Consider the following 16887-nt stretch of genomic DNA (forward strand, 5'->3'; position numbering starts at 1 on the left):
AACGTCTTCGCGGCGGAAGACTGGTGCCGGTATTCGATCCGGGTGACGTAAAACAGTTCGCAGAAGCGTTTAGCGCTCGCGTAGCCCCTGAAACCGTAGGGTATGGGTTTGGACTTGGTCGTCGAGCAATACAGGAGATCTTCGAGTGCGGTCACATCACCGCAAGCGGCATATCCCTGTTCGACGAAGACGTGTGGTTCACCACTTGGGACATCACGGATTTCGAAGCGCGAATTCGAAAAAAGCGCCGATCGAAACTCGAGAACCCTGTTAGCTTGAGAGAAGCACTCATGGTCGTTAATGGTCGACCAAAGCCTTGGGGAGCGATCACTGGCGCACTGCTGCAAGAAGACTTGCCTTTGTTGCCGTTCGCGATAGACCGGCCAGGTCGGAAGCTGTTCGATGCTATCATGGTGGAAAAGAACGCCATTCGTTCGATATCAGGGATGACATCGCCACCGCCTCGCGCCCCATTAGAATCTTTACGCGTGACCCAGCGTGAGGCGCGGGAAATCCTCAACGCCAACATCAAATGCAAGGCGCTCGATAGTCTCGATTCAGCCGGTAAGAACCCTATCACTTACTCGCTAGCTGACGTGCAAAATCTTGCTCAAAAAGGTGTGACAGTCCTTGAGATTGCAACCGTGATTGGACAATTGCCTCCCACCACATTTCAATTGATCAAGAACAAGAAGATCGATCTCGTGGCCGATGGACTGTGGGATCGCGCCCAAGTGTGCATTCGCATACCAGGCTTTCACGTTTGATATCCGCCGTTCGTCAATAATCAAGCGCTATTGATCGCGTCAGCAATCTCATGTTCGCGCCATCACGGAAATCTGAGCAGTCGTTGTTGCCAAATTCAGGATTTTGAGTAGTTTAATTCGCAAATTACTCAATCATCTGTTTTGCACTTTTCCAGTATTTACAGCGCATTGCGCTGGCAGTCCTTATTGCTAATCGACACTATAATCGATAAACCCGCAGGTTTGCTTGTGCCCCGCCAAAAGGGCGCAATTGCGCGCCCTTGGAAGAGGCCCGTGTGTCGCTGCCGTCACCCAGATCGACGGATTTGGCTGCGTTCTGCGGCAGAGTCTCTGCTCGCAAATCGGCATGCAGCGATGTGATTTTCCACCGCGGTATTGAGGCAATGTTGAGCGATTGCTTGCTCGTTCCGGCTGGAGTCGGGCCTTCGCTGACGGCCGACAATCTAGTTTTAGGCGGGGAGCGGCAGAAGCGGACATGATCGAGCCGCCGTCCGAACGATCTTAAAAGGCGCTCACAAAAGGACGCGTAGCCCGGCGCCGCGTTGGCGCTGCGAACAGTGCATATTACTTGGGCGACCGCAACCTAGTCCGCTCCGGATCGAATTTGTACACCCGCCGCACACCCGATATTGGCGATCGGCCTGGGAAAAGCGACGGAACTTCAACATGCTTCCGCGGCGCGGCGGCGGGCGTCCAGGCCGGGCGGCCATCCGGTGTATCCTCGGTCCGTCGCGACGATTCCGATACGGACCGGCCCCCGCGCGACAAACGCGCTGGCACATGCCATTCCATAGCAATCGAAACTGCCCTTAGTGGCTTTGCTGTATCGGAATAAATATCCGATGCAGTATTACCTGTTATTCTATCACTATAGATAAAATGTATCTCATTCCGATACACATATATTATTAATCTCTATTTCGTATTGTTTGCACATCGAAGACTATTTCTGCCGATTGTTCATCGCATGGCAGGACTTGTGGAGTGTGCATCATGCGGAAGACCATCCAATCATCGCTCGCGGGTCTCGGGCTCGCCGCGGCATCGCTGGCAACCCCGGCACAGGCCGACATCACCGGCACGATCGATGCGACGATCACGCTCGAGGCCGGCTGCATCATCAACGGCCAGACTCTCTCCGACGGAGCGGGCGGTGCCGATTTCGGCGCGATCAACTTCGGAACGCAGAACACCCTGTTCGCGCAGAGTGACGCCGAGGTGCTGAACAGCGGGAGCGCACTCTCGATCCAGTGCAGCCCAGGGATCACCCCCAATCTTTCGTTCGAGGCGGGTGAAAATGACGGCGACGGCGCCGGGGTCGGGCTCCGCGCGATGGCGCATGCGAGCGCCGTCGGCCAGTTCGTCACCTATAATCTCTACACCGATGCCGGACGCACGGCGATCCTGCCGATCGGCGGCGACATCGGCCTCGCCGCGACGGGCGCGGTGCAGACCGTCCGCATCTACGGCCGCGCCTTTGGCGAGGCCGGACTTCTACCCGGCAGCTACAGCGACACGATCACCGTCGTCGTCGAGCTCTGACCCGAGCCCTCTAGCCCGGCGCATCGACATGGCCCAACCCATGACGGATCCTTCGGAACCCTTGCGCCGGGTACTGGCCGCCCTCCTCGCTGTGGTCGCGAGCGGGGGCGGCCTTTTCTCGCCCGCACAGGCTGAAACATCTGCGAATTTCGATGTGACCGCGACGGTGACGCCAGGCTGCCGCGTCGACGCGCTCGGCGGCAGCGGCAATGCCGGGACGATCGGCACCCTCGACTTCGGGCAGGATTCGAGCCTGTCGACCGCCTCGCACAGTGCGACGACGACCGGCAACCAGGCGATCCGGGTGCGCTGCACGCCCGGCGTCACCCTGATGATGACGATCGACGGCGGCGCGCATGCGGCGAGCGGCCAGCGCCATCTCCAGCGCGGCGCCGATCCGGCGTCGCGCATCCTCTACTCGCTCTGCTCCGACGCCGCATGCAATCAGCCCATCGCGATCGGCGGCAGCACCGCAGTAACCGCAACTACGGCAAACGGCGAGGACATCCGCCTGCCCGTCCATGCCCGGTTGACGCTGCCCGGCGCACTCACGGCAGGGACGTACACCGACCGGCTCACGGTCACCCTTTCATGGTGAGGAAACCCGACCATCTCATGCGTTCGATCTGGCTCTCGCTCGCGCTGCTCGCCGCAGCCATTGGCCTCCTCGTCACCGTACCGCACCCCGCGGATGCACGCGAGGCGCCCTCGTCGGTGCTGATCTGGCCGGTCGGCCCCGTGATCGAGGCCGACCGGCAGGCCGCCGCGCTCTGGCTCGAAAATCCCGGCATCACCCCGGTCATGCTGCAGGTCCGCATCTATACCTGGGACCAGCAGGATGGCCGCAACGTCTATGCCGACCAGGGCGACGTGATCGGCACCCCGCCGATCGTCAGCATCGCACCTGGCACCAGGCAGCTCGTGCGGCTCACGCGCACCGGCGCCGCTCCCGAGGCCATCGAGACGCCGTACCGCGTCATCATCGACGAGATTCCCGCGGCCGATGCCGAGACCATGGCGCCTAGCGCCGCAGTCTCCTTCCGTATGCGCTATTCGCTACCGCTCTTCGTCGAGGGCAGGGGTGCGGGCGCGAAGGACAAGAACAAGCTCGCCCCCGCTCCTATCCTCGTCTGGCGTATCGCGCGCGAGGGCGAGGGCAGCTTTGTCGAGCTCCGCAACACTGGCCCCGTCCATGCCCGGCTCACGGAGGCCGCGCTCGGCGGCACGCCATTGGCATCGGGCCTTCTCGGCTATGTGCTCGCGGGGCGGACGATGCGCTGGCCGCTACCCGAAGGCACGCGCACCGATGCGGCGCTCATCGCTTCAATCAACGGCGCGCCCGCCGCGCCGATCGCGCCGCAGCCGGATTGAGATCATGGCCGCGCGCGCGCCGAGGACCGCACAGGCCAGCGGTGCCGCCGCGCTCATCGCGGCGGCCTGTTTCCTCCCCTTGCCCGCGCTCGCTGCCGACAGCGCGTCGAGCTTCGGCGAGCTGCCACCGCCGCCGTCGCGCGCCGACCTTGTGCAGGCACAGAGCCTCCGCCTCGAGCTCGTCATCAACGAGCGGCGGACGGGCATCGTCGCGGCGGTTCGCGTCGAGGGCGCGCGCTTCCAGCTTCCGCTCGCCGATCTCAAACGCGCCGGGCTGGTCGTCGGGGCGCAGGGCGACAGCGTCTGGCTCGACGAGCTGCCGGGGCTCGCCGCACGCTATGACGCACCGCTCCAACAACTCCTCCTTACCGCCGACGCCGACTATTTCCCGCGCCAGCGGATCGGCGGCGCAAAGGCGAAGTCCGTCCGCGCATCCTATGACATGGGGGTGCTCCTCAACTATGACGTCGTCGTCACCGGCGGCGGCGAGCGCAAGGCCGAGGCGTCGCTCTGGCACGAAACGCGCGTGTTCGGCGGCGCCGGTACCCTCTCGGCGAGCGGCGTAGCGCGCAGCGGCCCGGGCAAGACCTATGTCCGCTACGACACGAGCTGGCGCCGATCCGACGAGGCGACTGCGGTGACGCTAGAGGCCGGCGACCTTGTGACGCGCAGCCTCCCCTGGGCGTCCGCAGTGCGGCTCGGCGGTATCCAGGTCAGCCGCGATTTCGCGGTGCGGCCCGATATCATCACCTACCCGCTCCCCGAATTCACCGGCAGCGCGGCCGTGCCGTCGACAGTCGATCTCATCGTCGGCGGGCAGAGAATCGGCGGCGGATCCGTCGCCCCGGGGCCGTTCGCGATCGAAAGCCTGCCGCCGATCAACGGCGCGGGAGAGGCGAACATTCTCGTCACCGACGTGCATGGCCGCACCATTTCCACGTCGATGCCCTTCTATGTATCGAGTGACCTGCTCAGGCCAGGACTTACCGACTTCGCGCTCGCCTTCGGCGCTTTTCGCGAGAATTACGGCAGGCGCAGCTTCGACTATGGAGGGGTCGCCGCCAGCGGCTCGCTGCGCCACGGGGTCAGCGACACGATCACACTCGAAGTCCGCGCCGAGATCGCGGGCGACATGAGCGTCGCCGGCGGCGGGGCGGTCGTGCGGCTTGGCGGCGGCGGCGTGATCAACGGCTCATACAGCCGGAGCTTCCGCTCGGACGCGGACGGCGGCGACGGCGCGCAATGGACGCTCGGCTATGAATATCAGGGCCGGATCCTGTCGCTCGCGCTTCGGCGCAGCCACCAGAGCGCTGGCTATGTCGACCTAGGGCTTCTCGGCGCCATCGGTGCAGGCGGCGCGCGCGACATCAGTTCGGCAACGCTCGCGCTGTCGCTCGGGCCCGCGGGGACGCTCGGGCTGGGCTGGTTCGATGTGCAGGAGGAAGGCGGCACCGATCTCAGGCTCGCGAGCGCGTCGCTATCGCTGCCGCTCTGGGGCGGCAGCCGTCTCAACGCGAGCGCGTCGCGCGCGTTCGAGGCGCGGAGCTGGTCGGGCGCCCTCACAGTCACCCTGCCGCTTGGCGGGCGGCGTGGCAATATCGCTGTCGGCGTCGCCGACGACGCTCGGGGGCCGCGGAGCTGGCGCGCCGACTATGCGCGCGCGATGCCGAGCGAGGGGGGCTTCGGCTGGAACGCGAGCGCCGCAGGCGCGGGCAACGATGTGGCGTTGCGCGGCGATGTTTCGTGGCGAAGCGATCCGGTCCTGCTCCGCGGCGGCGTCTACGATGCGCACGGAACCAATGTCTGGGCCGGCGCGAGCGGCGCGCTCGTGCTGATGGACGGCAGCGTGTTCGCCGCCAACCGCGTCCCCGACGCCTTCGTCGTGGTCACCACGGACGGGGTCGAGGGCATACCGGTCCGCTATGAAAACCAGCTCGTCGGGCGCACCAATGGCGACGGCAAGCTGCTCGTCCCCTGGGCAAGCGCCTGGTATCCGGGCCTCTACGAGATCGACCCGCTCGACCTCGCCGCCAATATCGCGGCGCCGGTGGTCAGCGAGCGTGTCGCGGTGGCGCGCGGCAGCGGGCATATCGTCCGCTTCCCGGTCACGCGCACGCAGACCGCGCGCCTGACCCTCAAGGATTCCGCAGGCATGCCGCTTCCCGCCGGTATCCGCGTCCGCATCGGCGGGCACGAAACGCTCGTCGGCTGGGACGGCCTGCTCGTCATCGATGATCTCGCCGGATCGACCGCGATCGAGGTCGCGCTTCCGGCAGGCGGCCGCTGCCGTCTCACCGTCGCTCCGCCCGCGAACACCGCCGGCGCCGGCATCATCGACCTCGGAGATCATCTATGCGCACGCACCGACTGAGCTTTCGGCGCTGGCTGACCCGCGCGGCGCTGCTTTCCGCGGCCGCGCTCGCGCCCGAAGCGGCCTCGGCCTGCACCGTAACGGCCGCGAGCACCGATCTTGGCAGCCACAGCAGCTATGTCGCCGCCGCCAGCGCGCGGCAGGGCAGCGGCTCGGCAGGCCTCAGCTGCGACATCTTGCTCGCTGCGCTGACCGCGCATTATGTCGGGCTCAGCGTCGATGCCTCGACCTTCCAGCTTGCCGGTCCGGGCGGGAGCAGTATCGCCTTCCAGGCCTCGCTGACTCCGAATGGCACCGCGCTCGCCGTCGGAAGTTTCCAGAATCTGTCGTCGCTGAGCCTCGTCAGCCTGTTCGCCGGGGCGAGCAGCAGCGTCCCCATCTATATCCGAACGACGCCGACCGCGGGGCTGCGCGCCGGCACCTACACCGGATATCTCGATCTTCGTTGGCATTATTCGGTGTGCGCGCTCGGGGTCGCGGTCTGTCTTGCCCATTCGGCGAGTCCGGGGTTCGTGCGCCCGGTGCCGCTCGTCACCCCGATCAACTGGGGCCCGGGCACGGCGGTGCGCGTCAATATCGAACTGCGGATCGAGAAGGATTGCATCATCCAGGCTCCCGCGCTCGATTTCGGTAGCGCGCCGCTCGCCGGAAGCTTCAACCCGGTGACGCGGACGATTCAGATCCGCTGCAGCGCCGGCGCCACCTATTCGGTGGGTCTGGACAATGGCGGCCACGCGCTCGGCAATGTCAGGCGCATGGCGAGTGGTACCAACCATCTCCGTTACGAAATCTATCGATCGGCGACCTCGCCCGATCGCTGGGGCATGGCAGGCGCCGAGCGACGCCAAAGCACGAGCGCCGACACCGGCGCCGGCACGCTCGATTCGCTGACCAACCAGGGCTTCACCTACCGCGCCGCGATCGATCCCGCACAGCCCACTCCGCCCGGCGGGAGTTATAGCGACACGGTGCGGATCGACGTCGAATTCTGATGGCCGGCGGGATGCGAGCGATCCTCGGCTCGGAGAATGCTGCCAATGCTGTTTCACTTCGTCGCAACCATTCCGCTTCGGACCAGAAATGGGTCCGGATGGGGCTAAAATCCGCGATATCTGCGCCGTCACCTTAAGGTACGAAAGGGGATATGATGGGTCGATTGGTGGAGGTCAGGCGCGAGGCAGAGGGAGATCGGCTGGGCTCTCCCGGGACCTTCGATCGTCACATCGCGTCGCTGATCACGCAACTCGAGGATCTGCTCGACGAACGCGCGCGTTGCGGCCGTGCCGACTCAGTGCCGCCTGACCCGAATGCGGCGGCGGCAGCGCATCTCGCGGCTCCCTATTCGGACTTCCCTTCCGTTGCACCATCGGGATTTCCCGCTGGCCGGGCCGCGCTGGCGCGCGCGATTGTCCAGCGACGGCGGCTCCGGTCGGAGTTTCTGCCCCCGACGCTGTTTGCCGAGCCCGCCTGGGACATGCTCCTCGACCTTTATGCCGCGCATCATGAAGGCAAGCGCGTAAGCGTCTCGAGCCTTTGCATCGCCGCGGCCGTCCCGTCGACGACGGCCCTGCGCAGCATCGAAGGGATGACCGAGCAGGGTTGCCTTGTCCGCGAGCGCGATCCGGACGACGGCCGCCGCATCTTCGTGGCCCTGAGCGACAAGGCACGCCGCGGCCTCGATGCTTGGTTCGATGCCGTGGGGTCCTGACGCTCCTTACCCTCTGCGCCGAACTTCCCTCTGCCGTTCCGGATCCCCACCGCCGGAGCGGCATTTTTTTGCGCCGCGAATGGAGAGATTCTGACGCTGGTGCGTCTATCGTCTTGGGAGAATATATAATGCCGGAGCCATGGTTCGCCCGACCCGCAATCAGCCCGACGCGAAATCAGCGCCAGAGTGGCGCCATTTTGGCAATAATCGGGGCGAGACTTTCCCAATCGCCGCTGCCGATCGGCACTTTCGCTGTGCCGATTTCAGGTCTCACAATGCAACTCATATGGAACGTACTGATATTTCAAAATAATACGTCCAAAATGCCATAGTGACGCTGCCATCGGTCTCTTGAAGAGCTACGGGTAATTTGGGCAATATGGGCAGAACATGTTATTCCCTGTTAAGGAAACAATGCGTGCAGCTTTTTTCTGACGACACGAAAGTGACTAACCGAGCAGGATGAAAGTCATGGGGTCACAAAGCCCACCCGCTAGGGAATTTGATTTCCTGACCGACAAACAGGCTGCCGTGCTCGACCTGTTAGCGCACAACCGGACGAGCAAGGAAATCGCCTGGGCGCTTGGCGTGTCCGAAACCGCGATCAATCGCCGGATCGAGGTGCTGCGCTCGCGCCTCGGAGGGGTAACACGCCACGAACTGGCCCGGCGTTACCGTGAATGGATCGCGGCACGGCCGGGCCCCAAAACGGGCCCCGATCATACCAAGCCCCTGAAAGATCAAGATACCCCATGTGTAGAAACTGAAATCCGGATTCTACAACTGGCCTCGGACGAGCATCGCGAGACAAAAGCGCCACAGGACAGCAAGGTTTCCGCCGCAGCCTTCGAGGACCCGATCGCCATGTCGATCGACGCGCCCTGGAGAGAGTGGAAGGAGCCCGGCATCGTCCCCAGGGTGCTCGACGGCGAAAACGCCACACTCACCCGCGGCGCAGCGATTGCACTTTTGGTGCTCGCGATCGTTGCCAGCATCGTCGTGGCCCTGGCGGCCGCGAAGGCGCTCGCGGATGCAGTCAGCTAGCCGACCCTGAGTCGTCAAGGATAATGGACGCGATGACGGGCATCGCGGCCGAGGGGAATCAAATGACCATCGAAGCCATCAAGCCGGCTCCCGCCTATATGGCGCGAATCCGCAAGCAGATCCGCGATGCCGAAGCCAAGGCTGACGAGAGCCTGATTGCCAAGCTCGAACTCATGAGCTCGATCCTGCGTGCCCGTCAGATCGAAGAGATGCCGGCGCCTCACGTCGGCCAGGATGCCATCATCCGTATCGGCCGCGCCGTCGCGTCGGATATCAGTTCGGCAAACGACATCTTCCGCTCGCACAATGCGCTCGTCGACGCGCAAACGCGGATCACCGGCTGCCCGCCGGGCCATGGCGACACATTGAACTTCGTCGAGGACGACGGCAGCCGACAGGTTGCCGCCTGATCCTTGACGCCGTCGCTGCCGGGCGCCACCACCATGCCGTGGACCCCTTTCTCATCCTCAACCTGATTTGGGTCGGCCTTCTCGGCGCAGCGGCGCTGCGCTGGGGAGCTGCGCCCGAACGGATGTGTGTGGCAGCGCTCTTCGCGATGACCTTTGGCGACCCCGTGTATCACCTGCTGGTGGAGCATGGCCCGACCTACGGCACGGTCGACCTCGGTCATCTCACAATGGACGTGATCGTTGCCTCCGTTTTCGTGGGCGTCGCGCTCCGATCGAACAGGGTCTACCCCATATGGCTCGCGGCCTTTCAACTGGTCTCGCTCCTCTCGCACTTCGCGCGCGAGGTGACAGACTTCTTTCCCAGGCTCGCCTACGGGCTGATGAGCTATGGACCCTATTATATCATCCTGCTGATCATGACGCTGGGGATCGCGGCGCATGCGCGGCGAAGCCGATACCTCGGGCGGTATCGGTCGTGGCGGATCTCCTCAAGCCCTTCGCGGGACAGCAGGCCGAGGACGCAGCCGAGCGGCTGATCAGTCACTTCGGCGGCCTCGGCCGCGCATTGCTGGCATCGCGCGAGCAGCTCGATGTGGCGCTTTTCGACAACAAGAGCCTCGTTGACACGATCGTCGCCGCGCGCGACCTCGTCGGCGCGGGCCTTTACGAGCGGATCCAGCGCACACCCATTTCGGCGGATGATCCCGACTATCGGCGCTATCTTCGCTTCACGATCGGCAAGGGCGCGGTCGAGCGGTTGCACGCAACCTTCGTCACCGCCGAATGGGGCTATATCGCCGATGACCAGATCGCGGTGGGCAGCGCGGCACAGGTCGACGCAAACCTGCGCTTCCTCCTTGGTCGCGCGTTCGACGTCGGAGCGCATGGCGTGCTCCTCGCGCACAATCATCCCTCGGGTTCGGCCGAACCGAGCGCAGGTGATATTGCCCAGACCCGCCGTATCGGCGAGCTCATCCGCGCGGTCGGGGTCGAATTGCTCGATCATCTGATCGTCGGCGACGACGATATCGTCAGCATGAAGGCGCGGGGACTCCTCGCATGACGGGCCCGTCACGCAAGCTTGCTCTGTCCGCCAGCCTCGACGCGCTCGCTTGCGAACGGCGGCCGTTCACGAGCGAAGCGCCCGACGCCGACGTCGCCGCGTACCGCGAGGATGGGCGGCTCGCTGCCGTCGCGCAGGCCGAATATGCCGCACGGCGTACCCGCGACCGACTTTTTGGAATGGATCTCTTTGCTGAGCCTGCATGGGATATGCTGCTCGATCTCTACATCCAGCGCCACCGCGGGCGGCAGGTCAGCATCCACAGCCTCTGCATCGCAGCGGCGGTGCCGCAGACGACCGCGCTGCGCTGGATCAACAAGCTCGACGCGAACGGGCTGGTCGTCCGCGAGCCCTGCCAGCACGACAACCGCGTCATCCATGCATCGCTCAGCGCGGCAGGGACCGACCTCATGGAACGCTATCTCCTCGGCCAGCTCGGCGCGAGCGGCGCCGCCGCCGGACCGCAGCCGACGCTGAGCTGACTTGAAGGACCGATGATCATGCCAGTTTACCGGATCGCCGCCATCCGCCCCGACGGGCAGGATGCAGATCGCTGCATCGACGCGCTCCGGATCGAGGGCACGCTCTGGCCGATCGACACGGTAATCGACTGGATCCGGAGCGGAGCCCATGACTTCTGGATCAAGGCGAAGGAGGGCCGAATCGCCGTGGTCGTCGCCGAGCATCCGCAGTCCGGGCGGCTCTTCCTTACAACCGAGGGCGAGAGTTTTCCGCCGCACCGCCTGCTCGCGCTACGCCGAGCTTGATCGTTTCGTCGCAATTCCTCCGAAATGGAGGGAAATGCAGGAGCGCGCACATCGTCGATCGCAGATTGCCGCCTTATTGGCCGACAACGCGCAGAAGCCCCGGAATACCGACCACCGCTTCGGCTGGGCCACCGAACAGAAACCCCTGTGCCTGCGGGCAGCCTTCCTCAAGAACCATGCGGCGCTGCTCTTCGGTTTCGACGCCCTCGGCGACCACGGGCAGGTCGAGACTGCGCCCGAGCCCGACGATCGCGCGGATGATCGAGCGCGCCGATTCATCGTCCGTGACATGGCTGACGAAACTGCGGTCGATCTTGATCTTGTCGAACGGGAAGGCCTGGAGGTTCGAGAGCGACGAATAGCCAGTCCCGAAATCGTCCATCACGATCCGCACCCCGAGTGCCTTCAGACGATGCAACGTCGCCAGTGCGCCGACCCGGTCGCGTAGCATCACGCTTTCGGTGACTTCGAGTTCGAGCCGCTCGGCGGCAAGCCCGCTCTGTCCGAGCGCATCTTCGACGATCGCGGCAAGGTTCGGGAGCTGGAACTGCACGGCCGACACGTTGACCGCGATGTTGATATGGCTCGGCCATTGCATCGCCGCCGCGCAAGCTTCGCGCAGCACCCATTCGCCGATCGGAATGATCGCGCCCACATCCTCGGCGATCGGCACGAATATCTCGGGCGGGATCGACCCGCGCGTGGGATGCGCCCAGCGCAGCAGCGCCTCATAGCCGACGATACCGCCGCCCGCGGTGGCGACGAGCGGTTGGTACATCAGACTGAGTTGCGCGCGCGTGATCGCGTGACGGAGATCATGCTCGAGTTCGCGGCGCTCGCGCACGAGCTGATCCATTTCGAGATCGAAGAAGCAGGCCATGCCGCGGCCGCGTTCCTTGGCACGGTAAAGCGCGACATCGGCATTGTGGCGGATCGCCTCCGAACTGTCCGCGTCAGCGGGAAAGAGCGCGACCCCGATACTCACCCCGACCGCCATGGGATCGCGCGTGATGTCCATCTCGTCGGCGAACGCGACGAGAATGCGGGACGCGAGCATCTGTGCGTCGCGCAGATCGTCGATGCCGCGCTGGATGATCAGGAACTCGTCGCCGCCAATGCGCGCGACGAGATCTACCTCGCGCGTCTCGTCGCGGAGCAGCGCCGCGACACGGCAGAGTATCGCATCGCCGGCGGCATGGCCGAAGATGTCGTTGACCGCCTTGAACCGATCGAGGTCGAGCGCAAAGAGCGCAAAATTCTCTCCGCTCCGGACCAGTCCTTCCAGCACCGCGGTGAAGCGAGCTCGGTTGGGCAGCCCGGTGAGAGCATCGTGCGCCGCGAGATGCTCGACCTGGAGCTCGGCGCGCTTGCGCGCGGTGAGATCGCGCACCGCGAGCACTTCGCATCGGCGTCCGCGATATTCAACGGCGTGCGTCGTGACCTCGACGATGAGATCCTCACCCTCGTTGCGCACGATAACCGCCTCGGCAGGCGCTGCGCGCGGCGCTGTCAGTTTCTGTCCATCGGCGGCGACAAGCCAGCGCCCCGGATCACTCCCGACCAGTTCGGCAGACGGGACGCCGAGAAGTACGGCGAGTTGGCCGTTGGCTTCAACGATCCGCCCGCGGCTGAGGATCGCCAGCCCTTCGAGAGTCGCCTCGGTGAGGCCGCGCAGGTCGGTCAGCATACGATCGAGGAACGCGCCGCCGAGGACGAGCGCAATCAGGGAAAGCGTGGCGCCCACGATCGCGACGATCAGCCAGTTGTGCCCCTCCATCGCGGCCGGATTGAAGTGAGCGGGATCGGGCGCGAGTACGGTCGCCGACATCGCCGTGAAGTGGAGCGCAACGAGGCCCGCGACCGACAGCAGAGCCGGCACGGCTATGCGCGCCTGATCGCCGAGACGTCCGAAAGCGAAGAGCGCAAGGCCAAAGCACGCCGAGAGGATCAGGAACGCGACCGCGATCGCCCCGATATCATAGCGAACGATCGCCGGCGCGACGATCGCTGCCATCCCTGTGAAATGCATCGCGGTGACCCCGAGCGCCGCAAGGAGGCCGGCGAGAGCTGAAGCCCGGACACCGAACTCGCGGCCCGCGGCGAGGAAGCTCGCCCAGAAGGCAAGAATCGCGATGGCAACCGACAGGATCGTCGTCCCCGGGTCGAAGCTCAGCGGCATCGATCCGTCATAGGCGAGCATGGCGATAAAATGCGTCGCCCAGACTCCGACGCCCGCCGCGAGTGCGGCGACCGCGACCCATTGGCGTCGCCGCGCTTCGACGCAGTCGATCGACCGCGCGAGCAGCAGGAAGAGTGCCGCGCTGCCGAGCACCCAGACCAATGCTGCGAGAAGGACCAGCCGCAGATCATGCTGCCCAACAATGCATTCGAATACTCTGAACATGTCTCACCCCCATTTCGGCCAGGTTCGGGCAGAGGGAGTAAAGACCCGGTTGGGCGACGCCAACGAGACGAGTCCGCATCGGACCGAGTCTCATGCTGAGCGACGAGCAGATCTGCGCGCCCGGTGCTCGCCGCGATGCAGTGCGTCGCCGCTCGTGCAGCAATGCTTGGTGTGAGGCGGAAGTCGTCACACTGACTAAAACGGCAGCGGTACGGTACGGCAACATCGGCTATCGGATCCGAGTTGATGCGATTATCCGAGGCGTGGTCAAGGCTACACTGATCGACAATCCGATCGAAGCATCGGGCCCGCCCGAAGCGCTGCGCGCGGCTTATGATGGCATGCCGATGCCGAAGTGGATGGCGACCGTCGACGATGTTGCAGGGCTGGCGGGATATCTCGCCTCCGACGCGGCGGCGTTCATTTCGGGCCGGGAGTATGTGATGGACTGGGCCACAACAACAGGGACGATCGGCGTATGAACGAACTGGGCGCACAGCGACTGACGGGCAGGGTTGCTTTCATCTCGGGGGGATTGCGGGGTATCGGCCTTGCCTGCGCCGAACGGTTTCTGGCCGAGGGGGCCGAGGTCATCCTCTCCGACCTTGACGCACCCGACAGCGACATTGCGAGCAATGTAATGGATCGGCTGGGACACGCGGCCAGCTATATCCAGGCTAATGTCACCAGGGAAGAGGACTGGCAGCGCGCGCGCGATGTGGTGCGGGACCGGCACGGCGCGCTCCACATTCTTGTCAACAATGCCGGCACCGATCTGACCGGTGCGGTCGAGACGTTGAGCATGGAGGGCTGGCGGCGGATCATGGACATCAACGTCGATGGCGTGTTCCTGGGCGTCAAGACCTTCGTGCCGATGATGGCCGAGAGCGGCAAAGCTGTCACGGGCGGCGCCTCGATCATCAATGTCAGCTCGATCATGGGGCTCGTCGGCTATAACGAGGTCTCGGCCTATAACGCCTCAAAAGGGGCGGTGCGGATGTTCACCAAGGGCATCGCAATCGAATTCGCGCAGAAGCGGATGGCCATCCGCGCCAACTCGCTCCACCCGGGCTTCGTCGTGACCCCCTTGCTGGATGCAGGGTTCCAGCGTTGGGTCGATAGCGGCTTTGCCGACAAGAAGCAGGATCTGATGGACGCGGTGTCGGGCGCGACGCCGATGGGGCGGCTCGCCGAGCCCGCCGAATTGGCAGCCGGCGCTTTCTTCCTCGCTAGCGCCGACAGCGCCTATATGACCGGCGCCGAGCTGGTCATGGACGGAGGGTGGACCGCACAATGACGATCGCCCTCGATAATGTCGTCGCGCTCGTCACCGGTGCCAATGGCGGCATCGGCCGCGAACTGTGCAAATCGCTGAAAGCCGCCCGCGCCATCGTCGTCGCCACCGACCTCGCCGATGCGGCACCCGAGGTCGAATGCGACGCCTATTTCCGCCATGATGTGACGAGCGCGGCCGACTGGCAGCGCGTGGCGGACGAGATCGCCAGTCGCTGGGGCCGTCTCGACGGGCTGGTCCACAACGCCGGCATCTCGATCGTCGCCAGGATCGAGGACAGCCCCCTGGTCGAATGGCACCGGATCAACGCGGTCAATGTCGACAGCGTCATCATCGGAACGCAGACGCTGCTGCCGCTGTTGAAGGAAGGCGGCAAGGCGCGGACTAGCGGCGCCTCGATCGTCAACTTCTCCAGCGTCGGGGGGCTTCGCGGCGCGGCGTTCAACGCGGCCTACTGTACCAGCAAGGCTGCGGTGAAGATGCTGTCCAAGTGCATGGGCGCCGAATTTGCCGCGCTCGGCTATAATATCCGCTGCAACAGCGTTCATCCTGGCGGCATCGACACCGGCATGCTCAGCAGCATCATGGCGCGCTATGTCGAGCTGGGCGCGGCGCCATCGATCGAGGCAGCCGAAGCCGGGATCAAGCTCGCCCATCCCATCGGTCGCATGGGACGGCCCGACGAGCTGGGCGGCGGCGTCGTTTACCTGTTGTCCGAAGCCGCCAGTTTCGTGACGTGCAGCGAGTTCCTGATCGACGGAGGTTTTTCGCAAGTCTAGCAGGGCGGGCATGCCGGGGACCGGCGGGAGCCCACGACACGCAAAACTTGAGGTAAGGTCTGGTTTCCCGGTTTTCGCGCTAGAAGCCGCCGGGCCGAAACCGGCCGACCCAAGTCGCGCCCTCCATCGAGTCCGATCGGCCAGAATAGTGTGGGGTCAATCACGACGAGAAGCAGCGGTACTACCTGTAATACGGCGAGGACGGGCCATGTGCTCTTTGCCCCCTCGCTATCCGATCAACGAACACCATATAGCAGAGCCCGGCCTATCGACCAAAGCGGGGAAGGATTTGTTGGTTCGAAGAAGGAGGCTTCCGCAGCTTGGCGCAATTGACTGGCGAAACCTTGGAGGAGCTCGGCTGGACAACCGGGTTCAGTGAACAGCTCACCAGCGAGGAGGCAGGACAATGCCAACCTGTGCGGGTGATGGCTGTTCATCGCGGTAAAATTGCCGTCGCGGGCGCTGGCGCGCAGCGTTTCATCTCCCCATATATTCCCGGCGCCGGTCCCTTGGACGACCATCCCACGGTCGGCGACTGGCTGATCATCGATCGCGGCACGGCGGAACCGGTGCGTGTCCTTCGTCGGATGAATCTGTTCAAACGGCGCGCGCCGGGCGATCCGCGCAAAGAGCAGATGATTGCCGCCAACGTCGATACGCTATTCATCGTGGCCTCGTGCAATCAGGATTTCAGCGTCGCGCGGCTGGAACGCTACTTGGTACTAGCACGCGAGGTGGGTGTTAACCCGATCGTCGTTCTCACCAAGACGGACCTGACCGATACGCCGGAGACCTTCGCCGCCTCGGCGCGCGCGATACAGCAGGGGTTGCGCGTCGAAACCATCAATGCTCGCGATCCCGCCAGTGTCGCCCGCCTCGCTTCATGGTGCGGCAGGGGCGAAACCGTCGCGCTTCTAGGATCCTCGGGCGTCGGCAAATCGACTTTGGTCAATACGTTGCGGGGCTCGCAGAGCATCGCTACTCAGGCGATCCGCGCCGGGGATGGCACGGGGCGCCACACAACGACCGTCCGAGAGATGCACCGCCTCGATCAGGGCGGTTGGCTGCTCGACACGCCCGGCATGCGTGAACTTCAACTGTCCGACGCGGCCGAAGGAATATCCGAGGTTTTCGATGATTTCATCCTGGTGGCGCAGCGCTGCCGTTTCTCGGATTGTGCGCACGGGCGTGAACCCGGCTGCGCAGTCCGAGCCGCGATCGCGGAGGGCACGCTGTCATCGGCCCGTTTTGGCCGCTGGCAGAAACTCGCGATCGAGGACGGTGTCAGCACGAAGCGTCGCGCGAAGCGGCCCCGGTAACTACAGCGGTACCGTCCGCATTCGCTATTCTGTCTGTCAAAACTGTCA

18 protein-coding genes are annotated in these 16887 nt (G+C 64.5%); 17 read left to right on the forward strand and 1 reads right to left on the reverse strand.

Going from position 1 to position 16887, the window contains the following annotated elements; genetic code table 11:
* Positions 1-23: 23 nt before the first annotated feature.
* The 13 genes from ACO055_RS16035 (at position 24) to ACO055_RS16095 (ending at position 11043) form a co-directional block, all read left to right on the forward strand.
* Positions 24-767, forward strand: coding sequence for a hypothetical protein (locus ACO055_RS16035; protein WP_422059829.1), 744 nt, complete (start codon positions 24-26; stop codon positions 765-767).
* Between the two features lie 993 nt (positions 768-1760).
* Positions 1761-2309 carry a spore coat U domain-containing protein gene (locus ACO055_RS16040; protein ID WP_422059830.1) on the forward strand — a complete coding sequence of 183 codons (549 nt, stop codon included), beginning with the start codon at positions 1761-1763 and terminating at the stop codon, positions 2307-2309.
* A gap of 40 nt (positions 2310-2349) precedes the next feature.
* Positions 2350-2907 (forward strand): spore coat U domain-containing protein, encoded by a 558-nt coding sequence (locus ACO055_RS16045; RefSeq protein WP_422059831.1) that lies wholly within the window; start codon positions 2350-2352, stop codon positions 2905-2907.
* 17 nt (positions 2908-2924) lie between these two features.
* Entirely contained in the window at positions 2925-3680 is a 756-nt protein-coding gene (locus ACO055_RS16050; RefSeq protein ID WP_422059832.1) for a molecular chaperone, read from the forward strand.
* 4 nt (positions 3681-3684) lie between these two features.
* Positions 3685-6051 carry a fimbria/pilus outer membrane usher protein gene (locus ACO055_RS16055; RefSeq protein WP_422059833.1) on the forward strand — a complete coding sequence of 789 codons (2367 nt, stop codon included), beginning with the start codon at positions 3685-3687 and terminating at the stop codon, positions 6049-6051.
* Positions 6033-7043, forward strand: a complete 1011-nt coding sequence (locus ACO055_RS16060; RefSeq protein ID WP_422059834.1) for a spore coat U domain-containing protein — start codon at positions 6033-6035, stop codon at positions 7041-7043. Before ACO055_RS16055 ends, ACO055_RS16060 begins: the two co-directional genes overlap by 19 nt.
* Positions 7044-7198: 155 nt before the next feature.
* A complete protein-coding gene (locus tag ACO055_RS16065; protein WP_422059835.1) occupies positions 7199-7759 on the forward strand; it encodes a winged helix DNA-binding protein in 561 nt (186 codons plus the stop codon).
* 462 nt (positions 7760-8221) lie between these two features.
* On the forward strand, positions 8222-8803 hold the full coding sequence (locus ACO055_RS16070) for a helix-turn-helix transcriptional regulator (RefSeq protein ID WP_422059836.1): 582 nt from the start codon (positions 8222-8224) through the stop codon (positions 8801-8803).
* 62 nt (positions 8804-8865) lie between these two features.
* A complete protein-coding gene (locus ACO055_RS16075) occupies positions 8866-9213 on the forward strand; it encodes a hypothetical protein (RefSeq protein WP_422059837.1) in 348 nt (115 codons plus the stop codon).
* A 38-nt stretch (positions 9214-9251) separates the two neighbouring features.
* A complete protein-coding gene (locus tag ACO055_RS16080; RefSeq protein WP_422059838.1) occupies positions 9252-9749 on the forward strand; it encodes a hypothetical protein in 498 nt (165 codons plus the stop codon).
* Positions 9689-10276: a JAB domain-containing protein gene (locus ACO055_RS16085; RefSeq protein ID WP_422059839.1), complete on the forward strand. Its 588-nt coding sequence runs from the start codon at positions 9689-9691 to the stop codon at positions 10274-10276. Before ACO055_RS16080 ends, ACO055_RS16085 begins: the two co-directional genes overlap by 61 nt.
* On the forward strand, positions 10273-10758 hold the full coding sequence (locus ACO055_RS16090) for a winged helix DNA-binding protein (RefSeq protein WP_422059840.1): 486 nt from the start codon (positions 10273-10275) through the stop codon (positions 10756-10758). The genes ACO055_RS16085 and ACO055_RS16090 overlap by 4 nt, the downstream gene beginning before the upstream one ends.
* An 18-nt stretch (positions 10759-10776) precedes the next feature.
* Complete coding sequence (locus ACO055_RS16095; RefSeq protein ID WP_422059841.1) at positions 10777-11043, forward strand: hypothetical protein; 267 nt, start codon at positions 10777-10779, stop codon at positions 11041-11043.
* Between the two features lie 73 nt (positions 11044-11116).
* On the opposite strand, the gene ACO055_RS16100 is transcribed toward ACO055_RS16095, so the two are convergent.
* Positions 11117-13447, reverse strand: a complete 2331-nt coding sequence (locus tag ACO055_RS16100) for a bifunctional diguanylate cyclase/phosphodiesterase (protein WP_422059842.1) — start codon at positions 13445-13447, stop codon at positions 11117-11119.
* A 92-nt stretch (positions 13448-13539) separates the two neighbouring features.
* Here ACO055_RS16100 and ACO055_RS16105 point away from each other — a divergent pair, with 92 nt between their 5' ends.
* From ACO055_RS16105 to rsgA, 4 genes are all read left to right on the forward strand, one after another.
* Positions 13540-13929: an SDR family oxidoreductase gene (locus ACO055_RS16105; RefSeq protein WP_422059843.1), complete on the forward strand. Its 390-nt coding sequence runs from the start codon at positions 13540-13542 to the stop codon at positions 13927-13929.
* Positions 13926-14744 carry an SDR family oxidoreductase gene (locus tag ACO055_RS16110; RefSeq protein WP_422059844.1) on the forward strand — a complete coding sequence of 273 codons (819 nt, stop codon included), beginning with the start codon at positions 13926-13928 and terminating at the stop codon, positions 14742-14744. Before ACO055_RS16105 ends, ACO055_RS16110 begins: the two co-directional genes overlap by 4 nt.
* On the forward strand, positions 14741-15520 hold the full coding sequence (locus tag ACO055_RS16115; RefSeq protein WP_422059845.1) for an SDR family oxidoreductase: 780 nt from the start codon (positions 14741-14743) through the stop codon (positions 15518-15520). Before ACO055_RS16110 ends, ACO055_RS16115 begins: the two co-directional genes overlap by 4 nt.
* A 320-nt stretch (positions 15521-15840) precedes the next feature.
* Positions 15841-16839, forward strand: coding sequence for a ribosome small subunit-dependent GTPase A (gene rsgA, locus ACO055_RS16120; protein WP_422059846.1), 999 nt, complete (start codon positions 15841-15843; stop codon positions 16837-16839).
* Positions 16840-16887: the final 48 nt, after the last annotated feature.

Source organism: Sphingopyxis sp. (assembly GCF_965227415.1).
Taxonomy (GTDB): domain Bacteria; phylum Pseudomonadota; class Alphaproteobacteria; order Sphingomonadales; family Sphingomonadaceae; genus Sphingopyxis.

What these genes read in the sequence shown, in the direction of transcription:
- ACO055_RS16040 (WP_422059830.1), top strand. Translation starts at nt 1,761, where the DNA reads ATGCGGAAGACCATCCAATCATCGCTCGCGGGTCTCGGGCTCGCCGCG.
- ACO055_RS16045 (WP_422059831.1), top strand. Translation starts at nt 2,350, where the DNA reads ATGACGGATCCTTCGGAACCCTTGCGCCGGGTACTGGCCGCCCTCCTC.
- ACO055_RS16050 (WP_422059832.1), top strand. Translation starts at nt 2,925, where the DNA reads ATGCGTTCGATCTGGCTCTCGCTCGCGCTGCTCGCCGCAGCCATTGGC.
- ACO055_RS16055 (WP_422059833.1), top strand. Translation starts at nt 3,685, where the DNA reads ATGGCCGCGCGCGCGCCGAGGACCGCACAGGCCAGCGGTGCCGCCGCG.
- ACO055_RS16060 (WP_422059834.1), top strand. Translation starts at nt 6,033, where the DNA reads ATGCGCACGCACCGACTGAGCTTTCGGCGCTGGCTGACCCGCGCGGCG.
- ACO055_RS16065 (WP_422059835.1), top strand. Translation starts at nt 7,199, where the DNA reads ATGGGTCGATTGGTGGAGGTCAGGCGCGAGGCAGAGGGAGATCGGCTG.
- ACO055_RS16070 (WP_422059836.1), top strand. Translation starts at nt 8,222, where the DNA reads ATGAAAGTCATGGGGTCACAAAGCCCACCCGCTAGGGAATTTGATTTC.
- ACO055_RS16075 (WP_422059837.1), top strand. Translation starts at nt 8,866, where the DNA reads ATGACCATCGAAGCCATCAAGCCGGCTCCCGCCTATATGGCGCGAATC.
- ACO055_RS16090 (WP_422059840.1), top strand. Translation starts at nt 10,273, where the DNA reads ATGACGGGCCCGTCACGCAAGCTTGCTCTGTCCGCCAGCCTCGACGCG.
- ACO055_RS16095 (WP_422059841.1), top strand. Translation starts at nt 10,777, where the DNA reads ATGCCAGTTTACCGGATCGCCGCCATCCGCCCCGACGGGCAGGATGCA.
- ACO055_RS16100 (WP_422059842.1), bottom strand. Translation starts at nt 13,447, where the DNA reads ATGTTCAGAGTATTCGAATGCATTGTTGGGCAGCATGATCTGCGGCTG.
- ACO055_RS16105 (WP_422059843.1), top strand. Translation starts at nt 13,540, where the DNA reads ATGCTGAGCGACGAGCAGATCTGCGCGCCCGGTGCTCGCCGCGATGCA.
- ACO055_RS16110 (WP_422059844.1), top strand. Translation starts at nt 13,926, where the DNA reads ATGAACGAACTGGGCGCACAGCGACTGACGGGCAGGGTTGCTTTCATC.
- ACO055_RS16115 (WP_422059845.1), top strand. Translation starts at nt 14,741, where the DNA reads ATGACGATCGCCCTCGATAATGTCGTCGCGCTCGTCACCGGTGCCAAT.